Origin of the sequence: Xenorhabdus sp. TS4, assembly GCF_014467265.1 — a bacterium.
GTDB classification, from domain to species: domain Bacteria; phylum Pseudomonadota; class Gammaproteobacteria; order Enterobacterales; family Enterobacteriaceae; genus Xenorhabdus; species Xenorhabdus ehlersii.
This window is the reverse complement of record NZ_NKHQ01000024.1, coordinates 172076-190145: the sequence shown is the minus strand read 5'-3', so window position 1 is coordinate 190145 and position 18070 is coordinate 172076. Positions and strand designations below refer to the sequence as shown.

Sequence of the window (18070 nt, the reverse complement as noted above, 5' to 3'; positions counted from 1 at the left end):
TAAGACATGGATTAAGATGAAACCGAACTCTATTGAACGATTGAAGGGGATTATGGCGCAGTTGCGCCATCCCCAGGATGGCTGTCCTTGGGACAAGGTACAAACCTCCGCTACGATTGCCCCTTATACATTGGAAGAGACCTATGAAGTGCTTGATGCGATTGAGCGCAATGATGTCAACGCGTTAAAAGAAGAGCTAGGGGATTTGTTATTTCATATCGTATTTTATGCCCAGATGGCTCAGGAGCAGCAACAGTTTGATTTTGGTGATATCTGTGAGGCGGTATGTGACAAATTGGAGCGCCGTCATCCTCATATCTTCAATCAACAAGCGGGTATCAGCGGCGAAGAGGCAATGGGCAGTTGGGAACAACGTAAGGCCGCAGAAAGGGCGGAGAAAGATCAGCATTCGGTACTGGATGATATTCCCGCCAGTTTACCAGCCCTGATGAAGGCTTATAAAATCCAGAAACGTTGCGCTTCGGTCGGTTTTGATTGGGATACCATTGGCCCTGTGCTGGGCAAAGTCTATGAAGAAATTGATGAAGTCATGGACGAAGCAAAACAGGCGGTGGTTGATAAAGATCGATTAGAAGAAGAGTTGGGGGATTTACTGTTTTCAGTGGTTAATTTATCCCGTCATTTGGGGCATAAGCCAGAAATAGCACTACAAAAAGCTTGCCAGAAATTCGAGAACCGTTTCCGTAATGTCGAAAAACTGATCCTCGACAGAGGCTTGTCATTGGAAAGGGCTACGTTAGATGAAATGGAAGCTATGTGGCAGCGAGTGAAAAGCCAGAAGATATAGCAATCACAAACCAGGTGGCATGATGACAACATTTTTCGGGGTAGAAAATTTTATAGATTCGCGTGCAACTCCTGTGTTGCTTCATCTTGCCAAAAAATCATGGAAATAGCGAAAAAGATGTCGCTGAAACGGCTGAATAATCTGAGCCGGATGAAAAAATTTCACACCAATAACTTAATGAATTTAAAGAGAAAGAAGGGTGTTTGTTTCGCAGTGTTACTGTTTATGTGACACTTTACCTCATTTAGATGGTTTGTAGCGAAATTAAGGTTAGGGTATACTGCTTTCCCGTCCTGTTATATTCATCATCCTTTTAAACCTAAACTTTCAGGTTCAGCATGAAAACTAATTATATTTTTGTGACCGGCGGGGTCGTATCCTCTCTGGGTAAAGGCATTGCCGCAGCCTCTTTGGCGGCTATACTCGAAGCCCGTGGACTCAATGTCACCATTATGAAACTGGACCCGTATATCAACGTTGATCCAGGCACAATGAGCCCAACCCAACACGGGGAAGTTTTCGTTACCGAAGATGGCGCTGAAACTGATCTTGATTTAGGTCATTACGAACGTTTCATCCGAACCAAAATGACACGCCGCAATAATTTCACGACGGGTCGTGTCTATTCAGAAGTGTTGCGCAAAGAACGCCGTGGCGATTATTTGGGTGCAACCATTCAGGTTATCCCCCACATCACCAATGAAATCAAAGACCGCATCATCCGTGGTGCAGAAGGTCATGATGTTGTGTTGGTGGAAATCGGTGGCACTGTCGGTGATATCGAATCCCTGCCATTCCTTGAAGCCATTCGTCAGATGGCGGTGGAAGTAGGCCGTGAAAACACGCTGTTCATGCACCTGACTCTGGTGCCTTATATGGCCGCAGCGGGCGAAGTGAAAACTAAGCCGACCCAGCATTCCGTGAAAGAATTACTGTCTATTGGTATTCAGCCAGACGTATTGATTTGCCGTTCGGATCGCATCGTTCCTGCCAATGAGCGTGCAAAAATTGCTCTTTTCTGTAACGTACCAGAGAAAGCGGTTATCTCTTTAAAAGATGTTGATTCCATTTATAAAATTCCAGCCCTCTTGAAATCTCAGGGCTTAGATGATTATATTTGTAAACGATTCAGCATCGAATGCCCAGAAGCGGATCTGTCTGAATGGGAACAGGTCATTTATGAAGAAGCCAACCCATCGGGTGAAGTGACCATTGGGATGGTGGGTAAATACGTTGAACTGCCAGATGCGTACAAATCAGTGATTGAAGCACTGAAACATGGCGGGCTGAAAAATCGCCTGACAGTCAACATTAAGCTGATCGATTCGCAGGATGTTGAAACGCGTGGTGTTGACGTATTAAACAGTCTGGATGCGATTCTGGTACCAGGTGGCTTCGGTGGCCGTGGTATCGAAGGTAAGATCATGACCGCACGTTATGCCCGTGAAAACAAGATCCCATATTTGGGCATTTGTTTGGGTATGCAGGTGGCCCTGATTGAATTCGCTCGCAATGTTGCGGGAATGGCTGGGGCTAACTCCACTGAATTCGATCCTGAATGTAAGTTACCGGTTGTTGCTCTGATCACCGAATGGCGTGATGAGAATGGCAACGTAGAAGTACGTAGCGAAGAGAGCGATCTCGGCGGAACGATGCGCGTTGGTGGTCAATTGTGCCATCTGACTGAAAACAGTCTGGTACATAAACTTTATGGCCAGAGTGACATCATTGAGCGTCATCGCCATCGTTATGAAGTGAATAATTTACTGTTGAAACGCATTGAAGATGCAGGCTTGCGCATTGCTGGCCGTTCAATCGACAAAAAACTGGTGGAAATCATTGAGAACCCAGCGCATCCATGGTTCGTGGCGTGTCAGTTCCATCCAGAATTCACTTCAACGCCTCGCGATGGTCATCCGCTATTTGCTGGCTTTGTCGAAGCTGCTGGCAAATATCAGAAAGGCCAGTTGAAATAAGATATGGGGCAATGGATTGATATTAAGCTAATTTGCTTTTAAGGTAATCATTTTTTAAGAAAATAGTTTAGTTTCAATCGGTTGTCCGTAATTTAACTTGTACTGAGGAAAACCTAATGTCCAAAATCGTTAAAGTGCTTGGCCGTGAAATCATCGACTCCCGTGGTAACCCAACGGTAGAAGCAGAAGTACACCTGGAAGGCGGCTTTGTTGGTCTGGCTGCTGCGCCATCAGGTGCATCAACCGGTTCTCGCGAAGCGCTGGAACTGCGTGATGGCGATAAGTCTCGTTTCATGGGTAAAGGTGTACTGAAAGCTGTTTCTGCGGTTAACGGCCCAATTGCACAGGCTCTGGTTGGTCAGGATGCGAAAGATCAGACTAACATCGACAAGATCATGATCGAGCTGGATGGTACTGAAAACAAATCTAACTTCGGTGCTAACGCGATTTTGGCTGTTTCTCTCGCGAACGCCAAAGCAGCCGCTGCAGCGAAAGGTATGCCTCTATACGAGCACATCGCTGAGTTGAACGGTACTCCGGGCAAATTCTCCATGCCTCTGCCAATGATGAACATCATCAACGGTGGTGAACATGCAGATAACAACGTAGATATTCAAGAATTCATGATCCAGCCAGTTGGCGCAAGCACACTGAAAGAAGCTGTACGCATGGGTTCCGAAGTATTCCACAATCTGGCGAAAGTGCTGAAAGCCAAAGGTATGAACACTGCGGTGGGTGATGAAGGTGGCTATGCACCAAACCTGGAATCTAACGCAGCAGCGCTGGCAGCAATCAAAGAAGCAGTTGAGAAAGCGGGTTACGTACTGGGTAAAGACATTACTCTGGCGATGGACTGTGCAGCTTCTGAATTCTATAACGAAGAAACTGGCAACTATGAACTGAAAGGCGAAGGCAAGACTTTCACCTCTCAGGAATTCACCCGCTACCTGGAAGGATTGACCAAAGAGTACCCAATTGTTTCTATTGAAGATGGCCTGAACGAATCTGATTGGGACGGTTTTGCTTACCAGACTAAAGTGCTGGGTGACAAAATTCAGTTGGTTGGTGACGATCTGTTTGTAACTAACACCAAGATCCTGAAAGAAGGTATCGAAAAAGGTATCGCAAACTCCATCCTGATCAAGTTCAACCAGATCGGTTCTTTGACTGAAACGCTGGCTGCAATCAAGATGGCAAAAGATGCAGGTTACACCGCGGTCATCTCTCATCGTTCTGGTGAAACTGAAGATGCAACTATTGCTGATCTGGCTGTTGGTACTGCTGCGGGTCAAATCAAAACGGGTTCTATGAGCCGTTCTGACCGTGTTGCTAAATACAACCAGTTGATCCGTATTGAAGAAGCACTGGGTAATCGTGCTCCTTTCAACGGCCTGAAAGAAGTGAAAGGCCAGGCATAATTGCCGGTTTTTTCTGCTGAAAAGTAAATATTTTTTATGTTTTGGCGAAAGAGAGTATCCTCTTTCGCCTTTTTATTGAAAGAAAATTTTATTTTTCATACCGGTTACTTATCTTATTGCAGGATGGAAGTGTGATATGACAACAGAAATTCAGTTCTTTTTTTGAACAATAATTCAGTAGCCAGACAAATCCCGCGTAGCAGATCCCAAAATTATACAACTCGTATTTTATTCCTTGTTAATACTCCTTATTATTTCACATGTAATGTAATTCTTTAACATTTGTGGCAATGATTCATCAATTATTCTTTTTACATTACAGAGTTATGTTTCATTGTTTTATGGAGTCTTCATGGACGCTTCTGAATCTTTAACCCCAGCGATTGGGCCTGCACCCTCAAATAAAAGAGGCTTAATTATTCTCGCGCTGGACATCATTTTGTTTGTGACATTGCTTAAGTTTTTACCTTACGGAGAAAAAGCAAATGCAGGCTTGGCATTAATGGTATTTGTTGGCGTGTTATGGTTAACAGAAGCCATTCATGTCACCATTACTGCACTGTGTATTCCTATTCTGGCGGTCGGCATGGGATTGATGAATACCGGTGATGCACTGAAATCTTTTGCAAACCCCATAATCTTTTTGTTCTTCGGTGGCTTTGCACTGGCAACGGCGCTACATATCCAAGGCTTGGACAGATTGATAGCTAACCGTTTGCTGATGATTGCCCGTGGACGTTTATCTGTAGCGGTATTGCTGATATTTGGTATTACTGCCTTGCTTTCTATGTGGATAAGTAACACGGCAACTGCTGCCATGATGTTACCACTAGTCCTTGGAATTCTGGCTAATCTGGATGTACGTACTGAGCGTAATACCTTTATTTTTGTGCTGCTTGGTGTTGCATATAGCGCTAGTATTGGTGGCCTGGGAACGTTGGTCGGTAGTCCACCCAATGCCATCGCTGCTGCACAATTGGGTATGGATTTCTTTACATGGATGAAATACGGCGTGCCAATGGTCATTATTCTTATGCCAGTCATGGTGGGACTGATGTACCTCATGCTGCGTCCAAATCTGAATCATAAATTTGATCTGGAATTGGAGTACCTGGAGTGGAATGGTAAACGTGTTATTGCCATGGGCATTTTCCTGTTAACCGTAGTGTGCTGGATTTTCAGTTCATTTATTAGTGATGCACTGGGTGGTGTCAAAGATCTGGATACGATTATTGCAGTGAGCGCAGCCATCCTGATTGGTATCACTGGCGTATCAACATGGTCACAGATTCAAAATAACACCGAATGGGGCGTATTGATGCTGTTCGGTGGTGGCCTGACATTGAGTGCCGTCTTAAAAGATTCCGGTGCCAGTGAAGTTATGGCAAATGGCATGGCAGCGACTTTCGGTACCAGCTCTTGGTTTGTGATCATCGTTGCGATTGCTACGTTTATTATTTTCCTGACAGAATTTACAAGTAATACTGCGAGCGCAGCGCTTCTTGTACCTATTTTTGCTACGGTTGCAGAAGCGCTGGGAATGCCGGTTGTGGTTTTGACTCTGATAATCGGTATAGGGGCATCCTGTGCATTTATGCTACCTGTAGCAACGCCACCTAACGCGATTGTTTATGGCACTGGTTATATCAAACAAATTGAAATGGTCAGGGTAGGCATAGTGCTGAATTTGGCATGTATTGCCATTATTTCTGTGATTGCCTGGTTCTTCTGGCTGTAATTCCTTCTGGCTTTTAATGCTTGAATAAGCCATGCTCAAAATCGCCACCCTTGCAGGTGGCGATTGTGTTAGTCTTCTTTAGTACTGATATAGATGTTTTTCACCTCAGTATAAGCATCCAACATCATCTTGTGGGTTTCACGTCCAAGTCCCGATTTCTTATAGCCACCGAAAGGAGCATGAGCCGGCAATTCGTGATAGGTATTAATCCACATACGGCCTGTTTTTATTGCCTTAGCGATGCGCAGGGCACGGTTAATATCCTGTGTCCATACGGCACCTGCCAGGCCATATTCGGAATCATTGGCCATTTCGACGACTTCTTCTTCGTTGCTGAATGGAATAACGCATAGTACAGGCCCGAAAATTTCTTCCTGTGCCACCCGCATCTTGTTGGTGACATTGGTAAGAATTGTCGGCTGGATAAAGAATCCATCATCATATTCTGTTCCGGTTATGCGTTTTCCGCCAGTCAAGATGGTTGCACCTTCCTGTTTTGCCAGGTCGATATAACCTAATATAGTGTTCATCTGTTCTTCACTGACTTGGCAGCCCATTTCTGTTTCTGCCAGCATAGGGTCGCCGACTTTAATGGATTCAAACACGGTTTTCAGTGATTTCAGGAATTCATCATGAATATCTTTATGCAGGAACAGGCGGGCACCGGATTCACAGGCTTGCCCTTGGTTCAGCAAAATTGCATTGGCTGCATATGTGATCGCCTTTTTCATATTGGCATCAGGGAAAACGATATTAGCCGATTTACCACCTAATTCCAACGTTGCCGGAATGAGCCTTTTTGCTGCCGCTGCGGCAACGTTGTAACCGACTTCTGTTGAGCCGGTAAAGGCGACCTTGTCAATGCCGTCATGGTCGAGGATGGCTTGGCCTACAACTGAGCCACGCCCTGTAACAATATTGACAACGCCCGCTGGCAGAACTTGATTCATGATGTGCCCCAGCTCAAGCAGAGTGATTGGGGTCAGACTTGCAGGATTGATAACAATAGTATTACCGGCAGCAAGGGCGGGAGCGAGTTTCCAGGCAGCCATCAATAGCGGGAAATTCCACGGAATAATCTGTCCGACTACACCAATTGGTTCTCTGATGACTAAGCTCAGTGTGTGACTATCAATGACATCAGTAGTATCAGAATGAGCGCGGATAACACCGGCAAAGTAGCGGAAATGATCAACAGAAAAAGGAATATCGAAATGACGACATAGAGCCTGAGTTTTACCACCATCCAATGTTTCAAGGGCAATAAAGCGTTCAGCTTCGGCTTCCAGTAAGTCGGCAATTTTCAGTAATAAAGATTGCCTTTCAGCTGCGGATGTTTTGCTCCATGCAGGCAGGGCTTTTTGGGCAGCCTTGACGGCAAGTTCAACATCTTCGGCATTTCCTGCTGCATATTCTGTCAATAATTCACCTGTTGCAGGGTTGTAGCTTTGTATCGTATTTTTTGAAACGCTATCAACCCACTCACCATTAATCAGCATCTTGTAAGATTCACAAGGCAACAATTCTTTTTCTATATCATGTAGTTTTTTCATTATATTCTCCGGGTACTTTGGTTTTTTGGTATGTTAGGACATATATTCCTAAGTTATTATTAGACTAATTCTTAATTTTTATCAAAATTGAATTTAACTATAAGAGATCTCCATCAATTAATATAAAATATTAATAGTTAGGATAACGATGTGGGAAATTGCTTTTTTTATATGGTTTCTTTTTCTAGTGGGATATCTGTCCTGAAATCAATAACGATGTGTTATATATTTTTATGAGAAATTTTTCTATTATTTTTTATTTTAGTGGAATATTTATTGTGGGTTGTTTTTTATTTATTGCGTTTTTGAAGGGATATATCCCCCATTTATAGCAGGGGGATGTGAGTTTTATTATTTACCGCAGGTAATATACCTTATTTATTTGGTGTTTTTTCTACTGAATTTTGCATGTTACCATTTAATATTTGATGCATCTTTTCTTTATCTAAAGCATTTTCCCAGCGAGCTACAACAATGCTGGCACAAGCATTGCCAACTAAATTTGTCAATGCGCGGCACTCAGACATAAATCTGTCAATGCCCAAAATAAGAGCCATGCCAGCTACGGGCACGCTGGGTACAACAGATAAGGTCGCAGCTAGTGTAATAAAACCGGCTCCTGTTACACCTGCTGCACCTTTTGAACTGATCATAGCAACTAATAATAAAGAAATTTGCTCATATAGACTTAATTCAATGTTGGTTGCCTGAGCAATAAATAATGCAGCCATCGTCATATAAATATTAGTACCATCAAGGTTGAATGAATAACCTGTTGGAATAACTAAACCAACAACCGATTTCTCACAACCCAGATTTTCCATTTTCTTCATTAGGCCGGGTAACGCAGCCTCTGAGGATGAGGTTCCTAAAACTAACAATAGCTCATCTTTAATATATTTTATTAATTGAATGATAGAGAACCCGTTATATTTAGCAACCGCTCCCAATATAATAAGAACAAAAAGCAATGATGTAATGTAAAAAGTCACAATTAACATCATCAAATTCCCAATTGATGCAATACCATATTTACCTATGGTAAAGGCCATTGCTCCAAATGCACCAATTGGTGCTAATTTCATTAAAATTCCTACCATTTTAAAGATAGGTTCTGAGAGGTGTTGTAAAAACTCTAAAACAGGTTCCCCTTTTTTCCCTGTAGCGGCTAAAGCGATACCAAAAATAACTGAAATAAACAGAACCTGGAGAATATTGCCATTCACAAGTGGGCTGACAACAGTGTCAGGTATGATATTCATGAGAAAGTCAACAATGGATGATTCATGGGCTTTCTCCACATAACCAATAACCTTGCTGTTGTCTAACGAATCAGGAGAGATATTTAAGCCATCGCCGGGGCGGACAATATTGGCGATAATTAATCCAATAACTAATGCGAGCGTTGAAAATGTTAAAAAATATAACATTGATTTTGCTGCAACATTCCCAACCTTTTTTATATTATTCATTCCTGCTATCCCTGTGACTACTGTCAAAAAGATAACAGGTGCAATGATCATTTTCACAATTTTAATGAATGCATCACCTAATGGTTTTAACGATGTTCCAATATCAGGATAAAAATGACCAAGGGTGATACCCAGTAAAATGGCAAATATGACTTGAACATAGAGTATCTGGTATAAAGGTTTCTTCTTTAGAATTGTAGACATAGGATTCCTGTTTTTATCCATAGTGTTAATATTGATATTGGCGATTTATTTTTTTATTAATTAATTTAATGTTTCTCTTTGATTGGAAAGTCGTAACGTCTTCCATAATAATGAGAATTCATCTCATTATTATGGAAGGTATTATTGGGACAATAAGACTGATGTTAAAATTACTCTGAATTTTTGTTGTGAACAAGTATCAAGATCGTAAAACCAAGAATTGTTTATTAAATAAATAAAAAAGCATTATATAAGAAATAAGTATAAAACTGTATTTTTTTATAAACTTATAATAGTAAGAAGTTCCCACTCGAAGACGAGTGGGTTTGATTCAGAAGAGGTGTTATTTTGCGGTTATCCAGAAAAGACCGCTGCCATCTAATGCTGTAAGGGTTTGGTGAACATAAATATTGTCTGCATGGGGATCAAGATCTTTGAAAAGATCGGGATGTAACCATTTTGCAATGGCTTCTACAGCAATAATATTGAATGGAGTATCATAGTATTGATGATAAATCGCCATAACACGTTTTTCACGATACGATTCTAAAATCTTTAGCTTGGGACGAGAGAGCAATTTTTGAAAACGTTTCTCCGATGCTGCCAACTCTCCGGTATAACCTAATGGGACAGATTGGCTGTTTGAATGAACAGTGTCCCAATTTGCTACGGTCATCAGATAATAATCAGGATTGGTAGCCAATAGTTGTTCTTCATTAATTTTGCCTCCCATACCAGAAAACCATTTACTCCCCATATTATTGCCACCCGCGGCAGTAACAAACTCTCCGAAGCTATTAGTGGCAAAGGTATTGCAACAATCTTCAGTACCTAACATACCTGCATGACGCTCAATAAAGACGTCAGGAATTTGCTTAGGAGATAATGGCATAATACGTTTATTAATTATGGACAGGCGATTTTCATAAAATTGAATGAATTTATTGGCATTTTCTTCCTGTTTAAAAACCTTCCCTAATAATCTCATGCTGGGAACCGTATTGGATAGAGGATGTTGGCGAAAGTCGATGAAAATGACAGGAACACCTATTTTTTCCAATAAGTTAATCGTATTACTGCTATCCAGTTTGGATTTTAACCCAATATCGAAAATAACCAGATCGGGTTTATACATCATGGCCTTTTCAACATTGAAATCACTGGTATAGGGATTGGGGAAGACTGGAATTTTCCTTAGCTGAGAGAATTTCTTTTCATAGGCTGTCGCAAGATCAGGCGCTTTTTTCTCCAATGCATTATCCCACGCGGCAATGCCTTTCAATGGTTCAGAGGGATGCAGAATATTTAGGGCAATAACCATTCGGCTATCTGCCAGCATGGCGCGTTTAACAGGGGCGTTGACTGTTACTTCACGTCCCATAATATCTTTGACGGTAATTTTTTCTGCTTGAGCATATATGGGGAGTAATATGAATAACGCGGACAGAAAACTTTTTATGGGGTAATGAATGTTAAACATTGTTTCTCCTTTTATTGGAAATTATATAAGGAATATCAATATATAGGTGTGGTTAAGTTACTTATCATCAATTCCTGTTCTCTTATGTTTTTTAAATCTTATGTGTTTCAAATATACTTCTTCCCAACGTGGGAACGTTGATGTTTCTGTCATTATTTCAGTTCAAAACAGATGATAGTGGTTATTATTCAAATCAATCAACAGTTTTTACACTTTTACTGACATGAAAACATTTAATTGTGAATTTTTACTTTAATAACAAATCATTATAACAAAACTATCTTTTGACAATATGGGAGAAATGCATTTAAAAATGACAAAGAAGAATGAATAATAGCCTTATTGAAGTATTTCAGTAACGCAGAAAATGAATTCGATAATACGTTGATTATTAGAAACCACACCCATTAATAGCCTGGAGTAAACAATAATCAAGTTATAAATATCCCTAATTTCATAATGAAATTTTCTTTAAACCGATTTATATGTTCTCATTCTTGCTATTATTACTTTATCGGTAATAAGCGGGGCTGATCATGAAAAAATTGTTAACTATTTGTTTGTTGGGATTTGCATTGACTGGATGTGATAATCAACTCAAAATTGATGGAACAAATGAAATCGCTGTAAAAACATCCATTGAGAAAATCAGAGATACTTTACCAGAAGATAAAAGATTACAATTTGATGATTCATTAAATGTTGTCATGAGCAATAGTATCGACTTTGATGATCTGTTTAAGGATAACAAGAATGGAAATATCAAACATGCAGATATACAAAAGTTGGAACAGAAATTTTTTCAATCCCTTCATGGAAAAACAGCTGATCAAGTTATTGAAGAAGCAGAGAAAATTAAAGCGGCCAGCATGAACAAAAAATGAGTATATATCTTATTAAGTTGACTCCAACAGAGTTAGTTTTTCGCCACATTGGCGGCAAACATAGCAATTTTTTCCTCTGAGGACTTTATTGTGTTGCCTTATCGTTAGTTCATGTTGCTGACAACGACAATAATAAGTGAATGTCTTACTGCGTACAGAATGTACGGGGAACGGATGCGTCCGGTTGGCAGGTACTGCAAATATCGTTTCCATGATAAAGCGCCATTCTTTTCCGTGTGGGGCAACTTGCCCAAATTGATGATAAACCAACAGATGAGCCAGTTCATGCGGGATAACTTCATCTATGAATACCTGCTGATTTTCGATTAACAAAACAGGATTCAGGCGGATTTCCCAATCTTGCAGTCTGGCACTGCCTGCAATTGTTCCCCGTTGCTGATAGGTTATGTGGGGTTCGGGAAACCTTTGCTGTAGAAAATGACTCGCATGAGTTAATTTCTGTCGCAGGGTACGCATAACCGCTTGTTGTAGGAAAAGGGGAACTCTAACGGATTTCATTACGGCTTAATATTGTACTTTTGATCATAAAAAAACCCGCAGTATTTGCGGGCTTCATAGGCTAGCAAAGAATTTATTTCAATCCTGCCGCAGAGCGCAGAATTTCAGCTTTATCTGTTGCTTCCCACGGGAATTGCTCACGACCGAAATGACCGTAAGCCGCAGTATCGCGATAAATGGGTTGTAACAGATTCAGCATCTTAATCAGGCCGTAAGGACGCAGATCAAAAAATTCACGGACTAGTTGAATCAGTGTGGAAGTTGGGACTTTCTCTGTACCGAACGTTTCCACCATGATAGAGGTTGGCTCTGCAACACCGATGGCATAAGAAACCTGGATTTCACAGCGATCAGCCAGGCCTGCCGCAACGATGTTTTTGGCAACGTAACGCGCTGCATAGGCTGCCGAACGGTCAACTTTGGAGGGATCTTTACCTGAAAATGCGCCACCACCGTGACGAGCCATACCACCATAGGTATCAACAATGATCTTACGGCCAGTCAGACCACAGTCACCCATTGGCCCACCGATCACAAAGCGACCTGTTGGGTTGATGAAATATTTGGTCATCGGAGTAAGCCATTCGGTAGGCAATACCGGTTTGATGATCTCATCCATCACGGCTTCATGCAGTGCTTTTTGATCGATATCTTCGCTGTGCTGGGTTGAAAGGACAACGGCATCAATACCAACAATCTTACCGTTCTCATACTGGAAAGTGACCTGACTTTTTGCATCAGGGCGCAACCACGGCAGGGTGCCGTTTTTACGAACTTCGGCCTGACGCTCAACCAAACGGTGTGCATAAGTGATTGGGGCTGGCATGAGAACATCAGTTTCGTTGGTCGCATAACCAAACATCAGGCCCTGATCTCCTGCACCTTGCTCCAGAGGATCTGTACGATCAACACCTTGGTTGATATCAGGGGATTGTTTACCAATGGCACTGATAACTGCACATGAGTTGGCATCAAACCCCATATCTGAGCTGGTATAGCCGATTTCACGTACTGTACTGCGAGTAATTTCTTCTATATCAACCCAAGCGCTGGTAGTGATTTCACCACCAACCATGACCATGCCTGTTTTAACATAAGTTTCGCAGGCTACGCGAGCTTTAGGATCCTGTTTTAAAATTGCATCAAGGACGGCATCGGAAATCTGATCGGCAATTTTGTCTGGATGTCCTTCTGAAACAGATTCAGAAGTAAAAAGATGTGTAGTCATTATATTTTATTACCTTAAATATAATATTGGTTTAAAGGCGGATGGGATGTATTACCGTCTAGACGGCTATTCTAAGTTACTCTTGCTAAGGTTACCAGTTTTTTTAATTTTAATTACCTTTCAGTGTGTGACATTTTAGTTTCCATATCTAAAAAGTATGAGGGTTGTTCAGCCCCTGTTAGATAAATTTCGTTTTGCAATTTTGCTGGATTACAGGTATAAACTTGCGCGCGTAACACAAGTCATTTTTTGCACTTGGAGTTACAGGTGTTTGCAGGAGATGTATGCGTATCCTGCTTCTCAATTGAGAAATGGCTTGCGGTAGGTAAGCCACGTGGGGGTGAATGGGGTTATGAACCATTATCTGCTGAGTGTTAACGGCCAACAGCCACATTATGCCATTGATGTATCCATATCTTGTTCCTTCCTTTTAAATATGCAGTCATTTCGATGTTACCCGCAGCTAAGCCACAGATAAATTGGGTTGACATCATTATATAGTCACGCAGTAACTAGTTGTTTAGTACTCTCTAAACGTCCCTATAATCTAAGAGCATGCTGTTCCCTGACATTTTTTAATGCGCAAGATACGCACGATAAAATAGTGTCTTGGGTTATTGACTTTACAGGTGAAGGCAAACCTCGACTCCATGAAGGAGACTGCCATGAATGATAATATCGCTCGCAAAATGCGACAGACCTATAACATCGCATACTGGGGCGGCGGCTATTACTATGTCAATGATCTGGGTAATGTCAGTGTTTGCCCAAACCCTGACTTACCGGGAGCTCAAATTGAACTCGCCGCTCTGGTGAAGAAAGTTCAGGAAGAAAAAGAACAATTGCGTTTGCCGGCATTGTTTTGTTTTCCCCAGATTTTGCAACATCGCTTGCGCTCGATAAATGCAGCGTTTAAACGTGCACGTGAATCTTATGGGTATAAAGGAGATTACTTCCTTGTTTATCCAATTAAGGTCAATCAGCATCGCCGCGTCATTGAGACATTAGCAAATGCTGATGAACCGATTGGATTGGAGGCAGGTTCCAAAGCGGAATTAATGGCAGTGTTGGCTCATGCGGGCATGACAGGTACTGTGATTGTTTGTAATGGTTATAAGGATCGCGAATACGTTCGTCTGGCATTGATCGGTGAAAAGCTGGGACACAAGGTGTATCTGGTTATCGAGAAGATGTCTGAAATTGAGATGGTACTGGAAGAAGCTAAGCGCCTGAATGTTATCCCACGTTTGGGGGTTCGGGCCCGTTTGGCATCCCAGGGTTCTGGTAAATGGCAGGCCAGTGGCGGTGAAAAATCTAAGTTTGGATTGGCTGCCGCGCAGGTATTGCAATTGGTTGAAAGGTTGCGTTCAGCAGGGCGTTTGGATAGCTTGCAATTGCTGCATTTCCACTTGGGTTCCCAATTGGCGAATATCCGTGATGTGGCGACGGGGGTGCGTGAATCTGCCCGTTTTTATGTCGAGTTGTCCAAACTAGGTGTCAAGATCCAGTGCTTTGATGTTGGTGGGGGTTTAGGTGTCGATTATGAAGGGACACGTTCTCAGTCAGAATGCTCGGTTAACTACGGTTTAAATGAATACGCGAATAACGTTATTTGGGGGATTGGTGATGCGTGTGAAGAACATGGGTTGCCTCACCCAACAGTGATCACGGAATCTGGCCGTGCATTGACCGCCCATCATACCGTTTTGGTTTCCAATGTGATTGGCGTAGAGCGCAATGAATTTACTCAAACAACGCCACCAACAGAAGGTGCAACGCGTCCTCTGACTAGTTTGTGGGAAACCTGGCAGGAGATGCAATCTGACAGTAGCCGCCGTTCCCTGCGTGAATGGTTGCATGACAGCCAGTTTGATCTGCACGATGTCCATACCCAGTATGCTCACGGCATGTTGGATCTGTCAGAACGTGCATGGGCGGAAGAATTGTATTTAAATATCTGTCGCCACATTCAGCAAGATCTTGACCCAAGTAACCGTGCCCATCGTCCGATTATTGATGAATTACAGGAACGCATGGCGGATAAATTCTACGTGAATTTCTCGCTGTTCCAGTCAATGCCAGATGCGTGGGGGATTGATCAACTTTTCCCTGTTTTGCCGATTGAAGGTCTGGATAAGCCGCTGGATCGTCGTGCCGTTTTGTTGGATATCACCTGCGATTCTGACGGTACGATTGATCATTATATTGATGGTGATGGTGTGGCAACAACGATGCCAATGCCAGCGTATGATCCAGAAACTCCGCCATTGATTGGTTTCTTTATGGTCGGAGCCTATCAGGAAATTTTGGGTAACATGCATAACTTATTTGGTGATACGGCTGCCATTGATGTTTATGTTTCAGAAAATGGGGCAGTGACTTATAAGCAAAGCGAGGAAGGTGATTCGGTCGCTAATATGCTTCAATATGTCAAATTGGAACCGCAGGTATTATTGACTCGTTTCCGTGATCAAGTGAAATCGACTGATCTGGATAGCAATTTGCAGGAACAATTCTTGCAAGAGTTTGAAAGTGGCCTGTATGGCTACACCTATTTGGAAGATGAGTAATCCTGATTAGCCATTGATCTGCATTAATAGTCATTCTTGGTCATGTGTTTTATATAATAACTTGATTTTGGATGACTATTTTTTATGTCGTTTATAGAGAGGGAAGGTAAAATGACGCAATCTTTATTAATTTACATATTGGCTATCAAATTATTACCTTCGTCGGTTAAGATCATAGCAAAAAGTGAAAAAGTTAATTTTTTGCCGGATAAAGATTCTCTCATTGAGGAGAAAGAGATTATTTACACGTTTGATAACGGAGTAAGTGTTCTTTATCTGGAAGAGTCCGAAAAATTGGAAAATGAATATGCTGGACAATTATGCCAAGAGAAATGGATAGGCTATAATGTATTAGATAATAACAGATTTACCATCACTCCCCGCGAAAAAAATTTTTATAATATATGCCAAGAAAAATATTGGGTTAAGAATCAGAACCTCCAAAATGTGATGTTATAAATTGGCATAAAAATAATTTATTTTGCCGTAATGTCAGATACCTTATCAGAAAACAGGGTGATTTTATTTCAGAGCATTTACCAAGTTCAATAAAAATAATTAATGATTTTGGATGAAAGCAGAGCATTAACAATATGTTTTATTTTCTGCATAGTGCAGATTTGGACATGTTATTTTACATATTGTAAGACGTATTTTTGCCCTTATAGAGACAATATTTTGATATTTTGTGGTATGAACTTCTCAAAGTTGTGGTAAGCAGAAAACATGTCTAATACTATATACTCATTATGCTCATTCTATGATTGGTCGTTAGGTGCTTTTCTTGTTTGTATACGAGTGTGTACGCATTCGTTTCGATAGTGTATTTGGAAGATTAATCTTCTAGTGTAAATAAGCCTCTGTGTTACTTGTTACTGCCAATTATTAGCTATTGCCAATATTGGAAACGGGTAATAAGCCAGCATGGGACTTTTGAGGATATATCATGAGTATTAGCTCCTTAGGAAACCAGATTGATAACTCTTTGGTTTCAAATGCTTTCGGCTTCCTGCGTTTTCCATTGAATTTTCAACCCTACTCCAGTGATGCGGAATGGGTAATTACCGGTGTTCCTTTTGATATGGCTACATCGGGACGTGCGGGCAGTCGCCACGGGCCAGCCGCTATTCGTCAGGTATCGACTAATCTGGCGTGGGAAAGCTGCCGTTGGCCGTGGAACTTTAGCTTACGCAAGCACCTGAATGTGGTGGATTGTGGGGATCTGGTATTTAATTTCGGTGATGCCCAGGATATGAGTGATAAGTTGCAGGCACATGCCGAAAAGGTGCTGGCATCGGGTAAGCGTATGCTGTCTTTTGGTGGTGATCACTTTGTTACTTTGCCACTGCTACGTGCCCATGCAAAACACTTTGGCAAAATGGCGCTGATCCATTTTGATGCCCACACAGATACTTATGCAAATGGCAGTCAATTTGATCATGGTACGATGTTTTACCATGCGCCAAATGAAGGGCTGATAGATCCTCATCATTCAGTACAAATAGGTATTCGCACTGAACACGATACAAATAATGGTTTTACTGTATTAGATGCTGGTCAGGTTAATGATCGCGGTGTTGATGATATTGTTGAGCAGATTAAAACTGTGGTTGGTGACTTGCCGATTTATCTGACGTTCGATATTGATTGTCTTGATCCGGCATTTGCACCAGGTACAGGAACGCCAGTGATTGGTGGATTGACGTCAGATCGCGCCTTGAAAATAGTGCGCGCCTTACAACCATTGAATATCGTTGGAATGGATGTGGTGGAAGTGGCGCCGGCTTATGACCAATCTGAAATTACGGCATTGGCTGCTGCAACAATTGGACTGGAGTTGTTGTATTTGCAGGCATCGAAGAAAGATCTTTAATACATTAATCTTGTCAGTTGTTTTTAAAGGCTCATCAAGGTGAGCCTTGACTCTTAAAGTTAATTTGAGTGTGTCTATAGAAAAACCACCGCTTTATTCACGATGGTTTCAGTGTGGTTTTTTATTAGTCTGAACCCATAAAGGTTTCAAGGAACGTTAAAGAATTTGGTAAAGCCTTTTACTTGCCCAATGCTCATAGAACGTTTTCCATGCAGTATCTCTGATATAACACTTTGGTTTGCAATGCCACGCAGATCAAGCTGCTTTATCAAAAACATTTAACCAGAGTTTTAGGCCAACCTTCCATTGAGCATGTTTTTGCATTGTTTCGATGATGACTTTTGCTG

The 18070-nt window shown here is 41.7% G+C and carries 13 protein-coding genes; 8 read left to right on the top strand and 5 right to left on the bottom strand.

What is annotated here, in order from left to right; all coding sequences use genetic code 11:
• Positions 1-16: 16 nt before the first annotated feature.
• The 4 genes from mazG to Xets_RS12230 all read left to right on the top strand — a co-directional run bounded on the left by mazG (position 17) and on the right by Xets_RS12230 (position 5940).
• Positions 17-808: a nucleoside triphosphate pyrophosphohydrolase gene (mazG, locus tag Xets_RS12245; protein WP_099131569.1), complete on the top strand. Its 792-nt coding sequence runs from the start codon at positions 17-19 to the stop codon at positions 806-808.
• A 338-nt stretch (positions 809-1146) separates the two neighbouring features.
• Positions 1147-2784, top strand: coding sequence for a glutamine hydrolyzing CTP synthase (gene pyrG / locus Xets_RS12240; RefSeq protein WP_187651742.1), 1638 nt, complete (start codon positions 1147-1149; stop codon positions 2782-2784).
• 116 nt (positions 2785-2900) lie between these two features.
• Positions 2901-4202: a phosphopyruvate hydratase gene (eno, locus tag Xets_RS12235; RefSeq protein WP_187651741.1), complete on the top strand. Its 1302-nt coding sequence runs from the start codon at positions 2901-2903 to the stop codon at positions 4200-4202.
• 352 nt (positions 4203-4554) lie between these two features.
• A complete protein-coding gene (locus tag Xets_RS12230) occupies positions 4555-5940 on the top strand; it encodes a DASS family sodium-coupled anion symporter (protein ID WP_099131572.1) in 1386 nt (461 codons plus the stop codon).
• 68 nt (positions 5941-6008) lie between these two features.
• Here Xets_RS12230 and Xets_RS12225 read toward each other — a convergent pair whose 3' ends face one another.
• The 3 genes from Xets_RS12225 to Xets_RS12215 form a co-directional block, all read right to left on the bottom strand.
• A complete protein-coding gene (locus tag Xets_RS12225; protein ID WP_187651740.1) occupies positions 6009-7493 on the bottom strand; it encodes an aldehyde dehydrogenase family protein in 1485 nt (494 codons plus the stop codon).
• Positions 7494-7867: 374 nt separating this feature from the next.
• A complete protein-coding gene (locus Xets_RS12220) occupies positions 7868-9169 on the bottom strand; it encodes a dicarboxylate/amino acid:cation symporter (protein WP_187651739.1) in 1302 nt (433 codons plus the stop codon).
• Positions 9170-9512: 343 nt separating this feature from the next.
• A complete protein-coding gene (locus Xets_RS12215) occupies positions 9513-10649 on the bottom strand; it encodes an ABC transporter substrate-binding protein (RefSeq protein WP_099131575.1) in 1137 nt (378 codons plus the stop codon).
• 536 nt (positions 10650-11185) lie between these two features.
• Here Xets_RS12215 and Xets_RS12210 point away from each other — a divergent pair.
• A complete protein-coding gene (locus Xets_RS12210; protein WP_187651738.1) occupies positions 11186-11533 on the top strand; it encodes a DUF6694 family lipoprotein in 348 nt (115 codons plus the stop codon).
• 12 nt (positions 11534-11545) lie between these two features.
• On the opposite strand, the gene Xets_RS12205 is transcribed toward Xets_RS12210, so the two are convergent.
• Both Xets_RS12205 and metK read right to left on the bottom strand, forming a co-directional pair.
• Positions 11546-12052, bottom strand: coding sequence for a SprT family zinc-dependent metalloprotease (locus Xets_RS12205; RefSeq protein ID WP_187651737.1), 507 nt, complete (start codon positions 12050-12052; stop codon positions 11546-11548).
• Positions 12053-12125: 73 nt separating this feature from the next.
• Complete coding sequence (gene metK / locus Xets_RS12200; protein WP_099131578.1) at positions 12126-13280, bottom strand: methionine adenosyltransferase; 1155 nt, start codon at positions 13278-13280, stop codon at positions 12126-12128.
• 665 nt (positions 13281-13945) lie between these two features.
• On the opposite strand from metK, the gene speA reads away from it, so the two are divergent.
• From speA to speB, 3 genes are all read left to right on the top strand, one after another.
• On the top strand, positions 13946-15850 hold the full coding sequence (speA, locus tag Xets_RS12195; protein WP_099131579.1) for a biosynthetic arginine decarboxylase: 1905 nt from the start codon (positions 13946-13948) through the stop codon (positions 15848-15850).
• Between the two features lie 111 nt (positions 15851-15961).
• Entirely contained in the window at positions 15962-16309 is a 348-nt protein-coding gene (locus Xets_RS12190; protein WP_187651736.1) for a hypothetical protein, read from the top strand.
• Positions 16310-16796: 487 nt separating this feature from the next.
• On the top strand, positions 16797-17723 hold the full coding sequence (speB, locus tag Xets_RS12185) for an agmatinase (RefSeq protein WP_099131581.1): 927 nt from the start codon (positions 16797-16799) through the stop codon (positions 17721-17723).
• The last annotated feature ends 347 nt before the right edge of the window (positions 17724-18070 follow it).

What these genes read in the sequence shown, in the direction of transcription:
- Xets_RS12220 (WP_187651739.1), bottom strand. Translation starts at nt 9,169, where the DNA reads ATGTCTACAATTCTAAAGAAGAAACCTTTATACCAGATACTCTATGTT.
- metK (WP_099131578.1), bottom strand. Translation starts at nt 13,280, where the DNA reads ATGACTACACATCTTTTTACTTCTGAATCTGTTTCAGAAGGACATCCA.
- Xets_RS12210 (WP_187651738.1), top strand. Translation starts at nt 11,186, where the DNA reads ATGAAAAAATTGTTAACTATTTGTTTGTTGGGATTTGCATTGACTGGA.
- mazG (WP_099131569.1), top strand. Translation starts at nt 17, where the DNA reads ATGAAACCGAACTCTATTGAACGATTGAAGGGGATTATGGCGCAGTTG.
- speA (WP_099131579.1), top strand. Translation starts at nt 13,946, where the DNA reads ATGAATGATAATATCGCTCGCAAAATGCGACAGACCTATAACATCGCA.
- Xets_RS12215 (WP_099131575.1), bottom strand. Translation starts at nt 10,649, where the DNA reads ATGTTTAACATTCATTACCCCATAAAAAGTTTTCTGTCCGCGTTATTC.
- Xets_RS12205 (WP_187651737.1), bottom strand. Translation starts at nt 12,052, where the DNA reads ATGAAATCCGTTAGAGTTCCCCTTTTCCTACAACAAGCGGTTATGCGT.
- Xets_RS12230 (WP_099131572.1), top strand. Translation starts at nt 4,555, where the DNA reads ATGGACGCTTCTGAATCTTTAACCCCAGCGATTGGGCCTGCACCCTCA.
- Xets_RS12225 (WP_187651740.1), bottom strand. Translation starts at nt 7,493, where the DNA reads ATGAAAAAACTACATGATATAGAAAAAGAATTGTTGCCTTGTGAATCT.
- pyrG (WP_187651742.1), top strand. Translation starts at nt 1,147, where the DNA reads ATGAAAACTAATTATATTTTTGTGACCGGCGGGGTCGTATCCTCTCTG.
- speB (WP_099131581.1), top strand. Translation starts at nt 16,797, where the DNA reads ATGAGTATTAGCTCCTTAGGAAACCAGATTGATAACTCTTTGGTTTCA.
- eno (WP_187651741.1), top strand. Translation starts at nt 2,901, where the DNA reads ATGTCCAAAATCGTTAAAGTGCTTGGCCGTGAAATCATCGACTCCCGT.
- Xets_RS12190 (WP_187651736.1), top strand. Translation starts at nt 15,962, where the DNA reads ATGACGCAATCTTTATTAATTTACATATTGGCTATCAAATTATTACCT.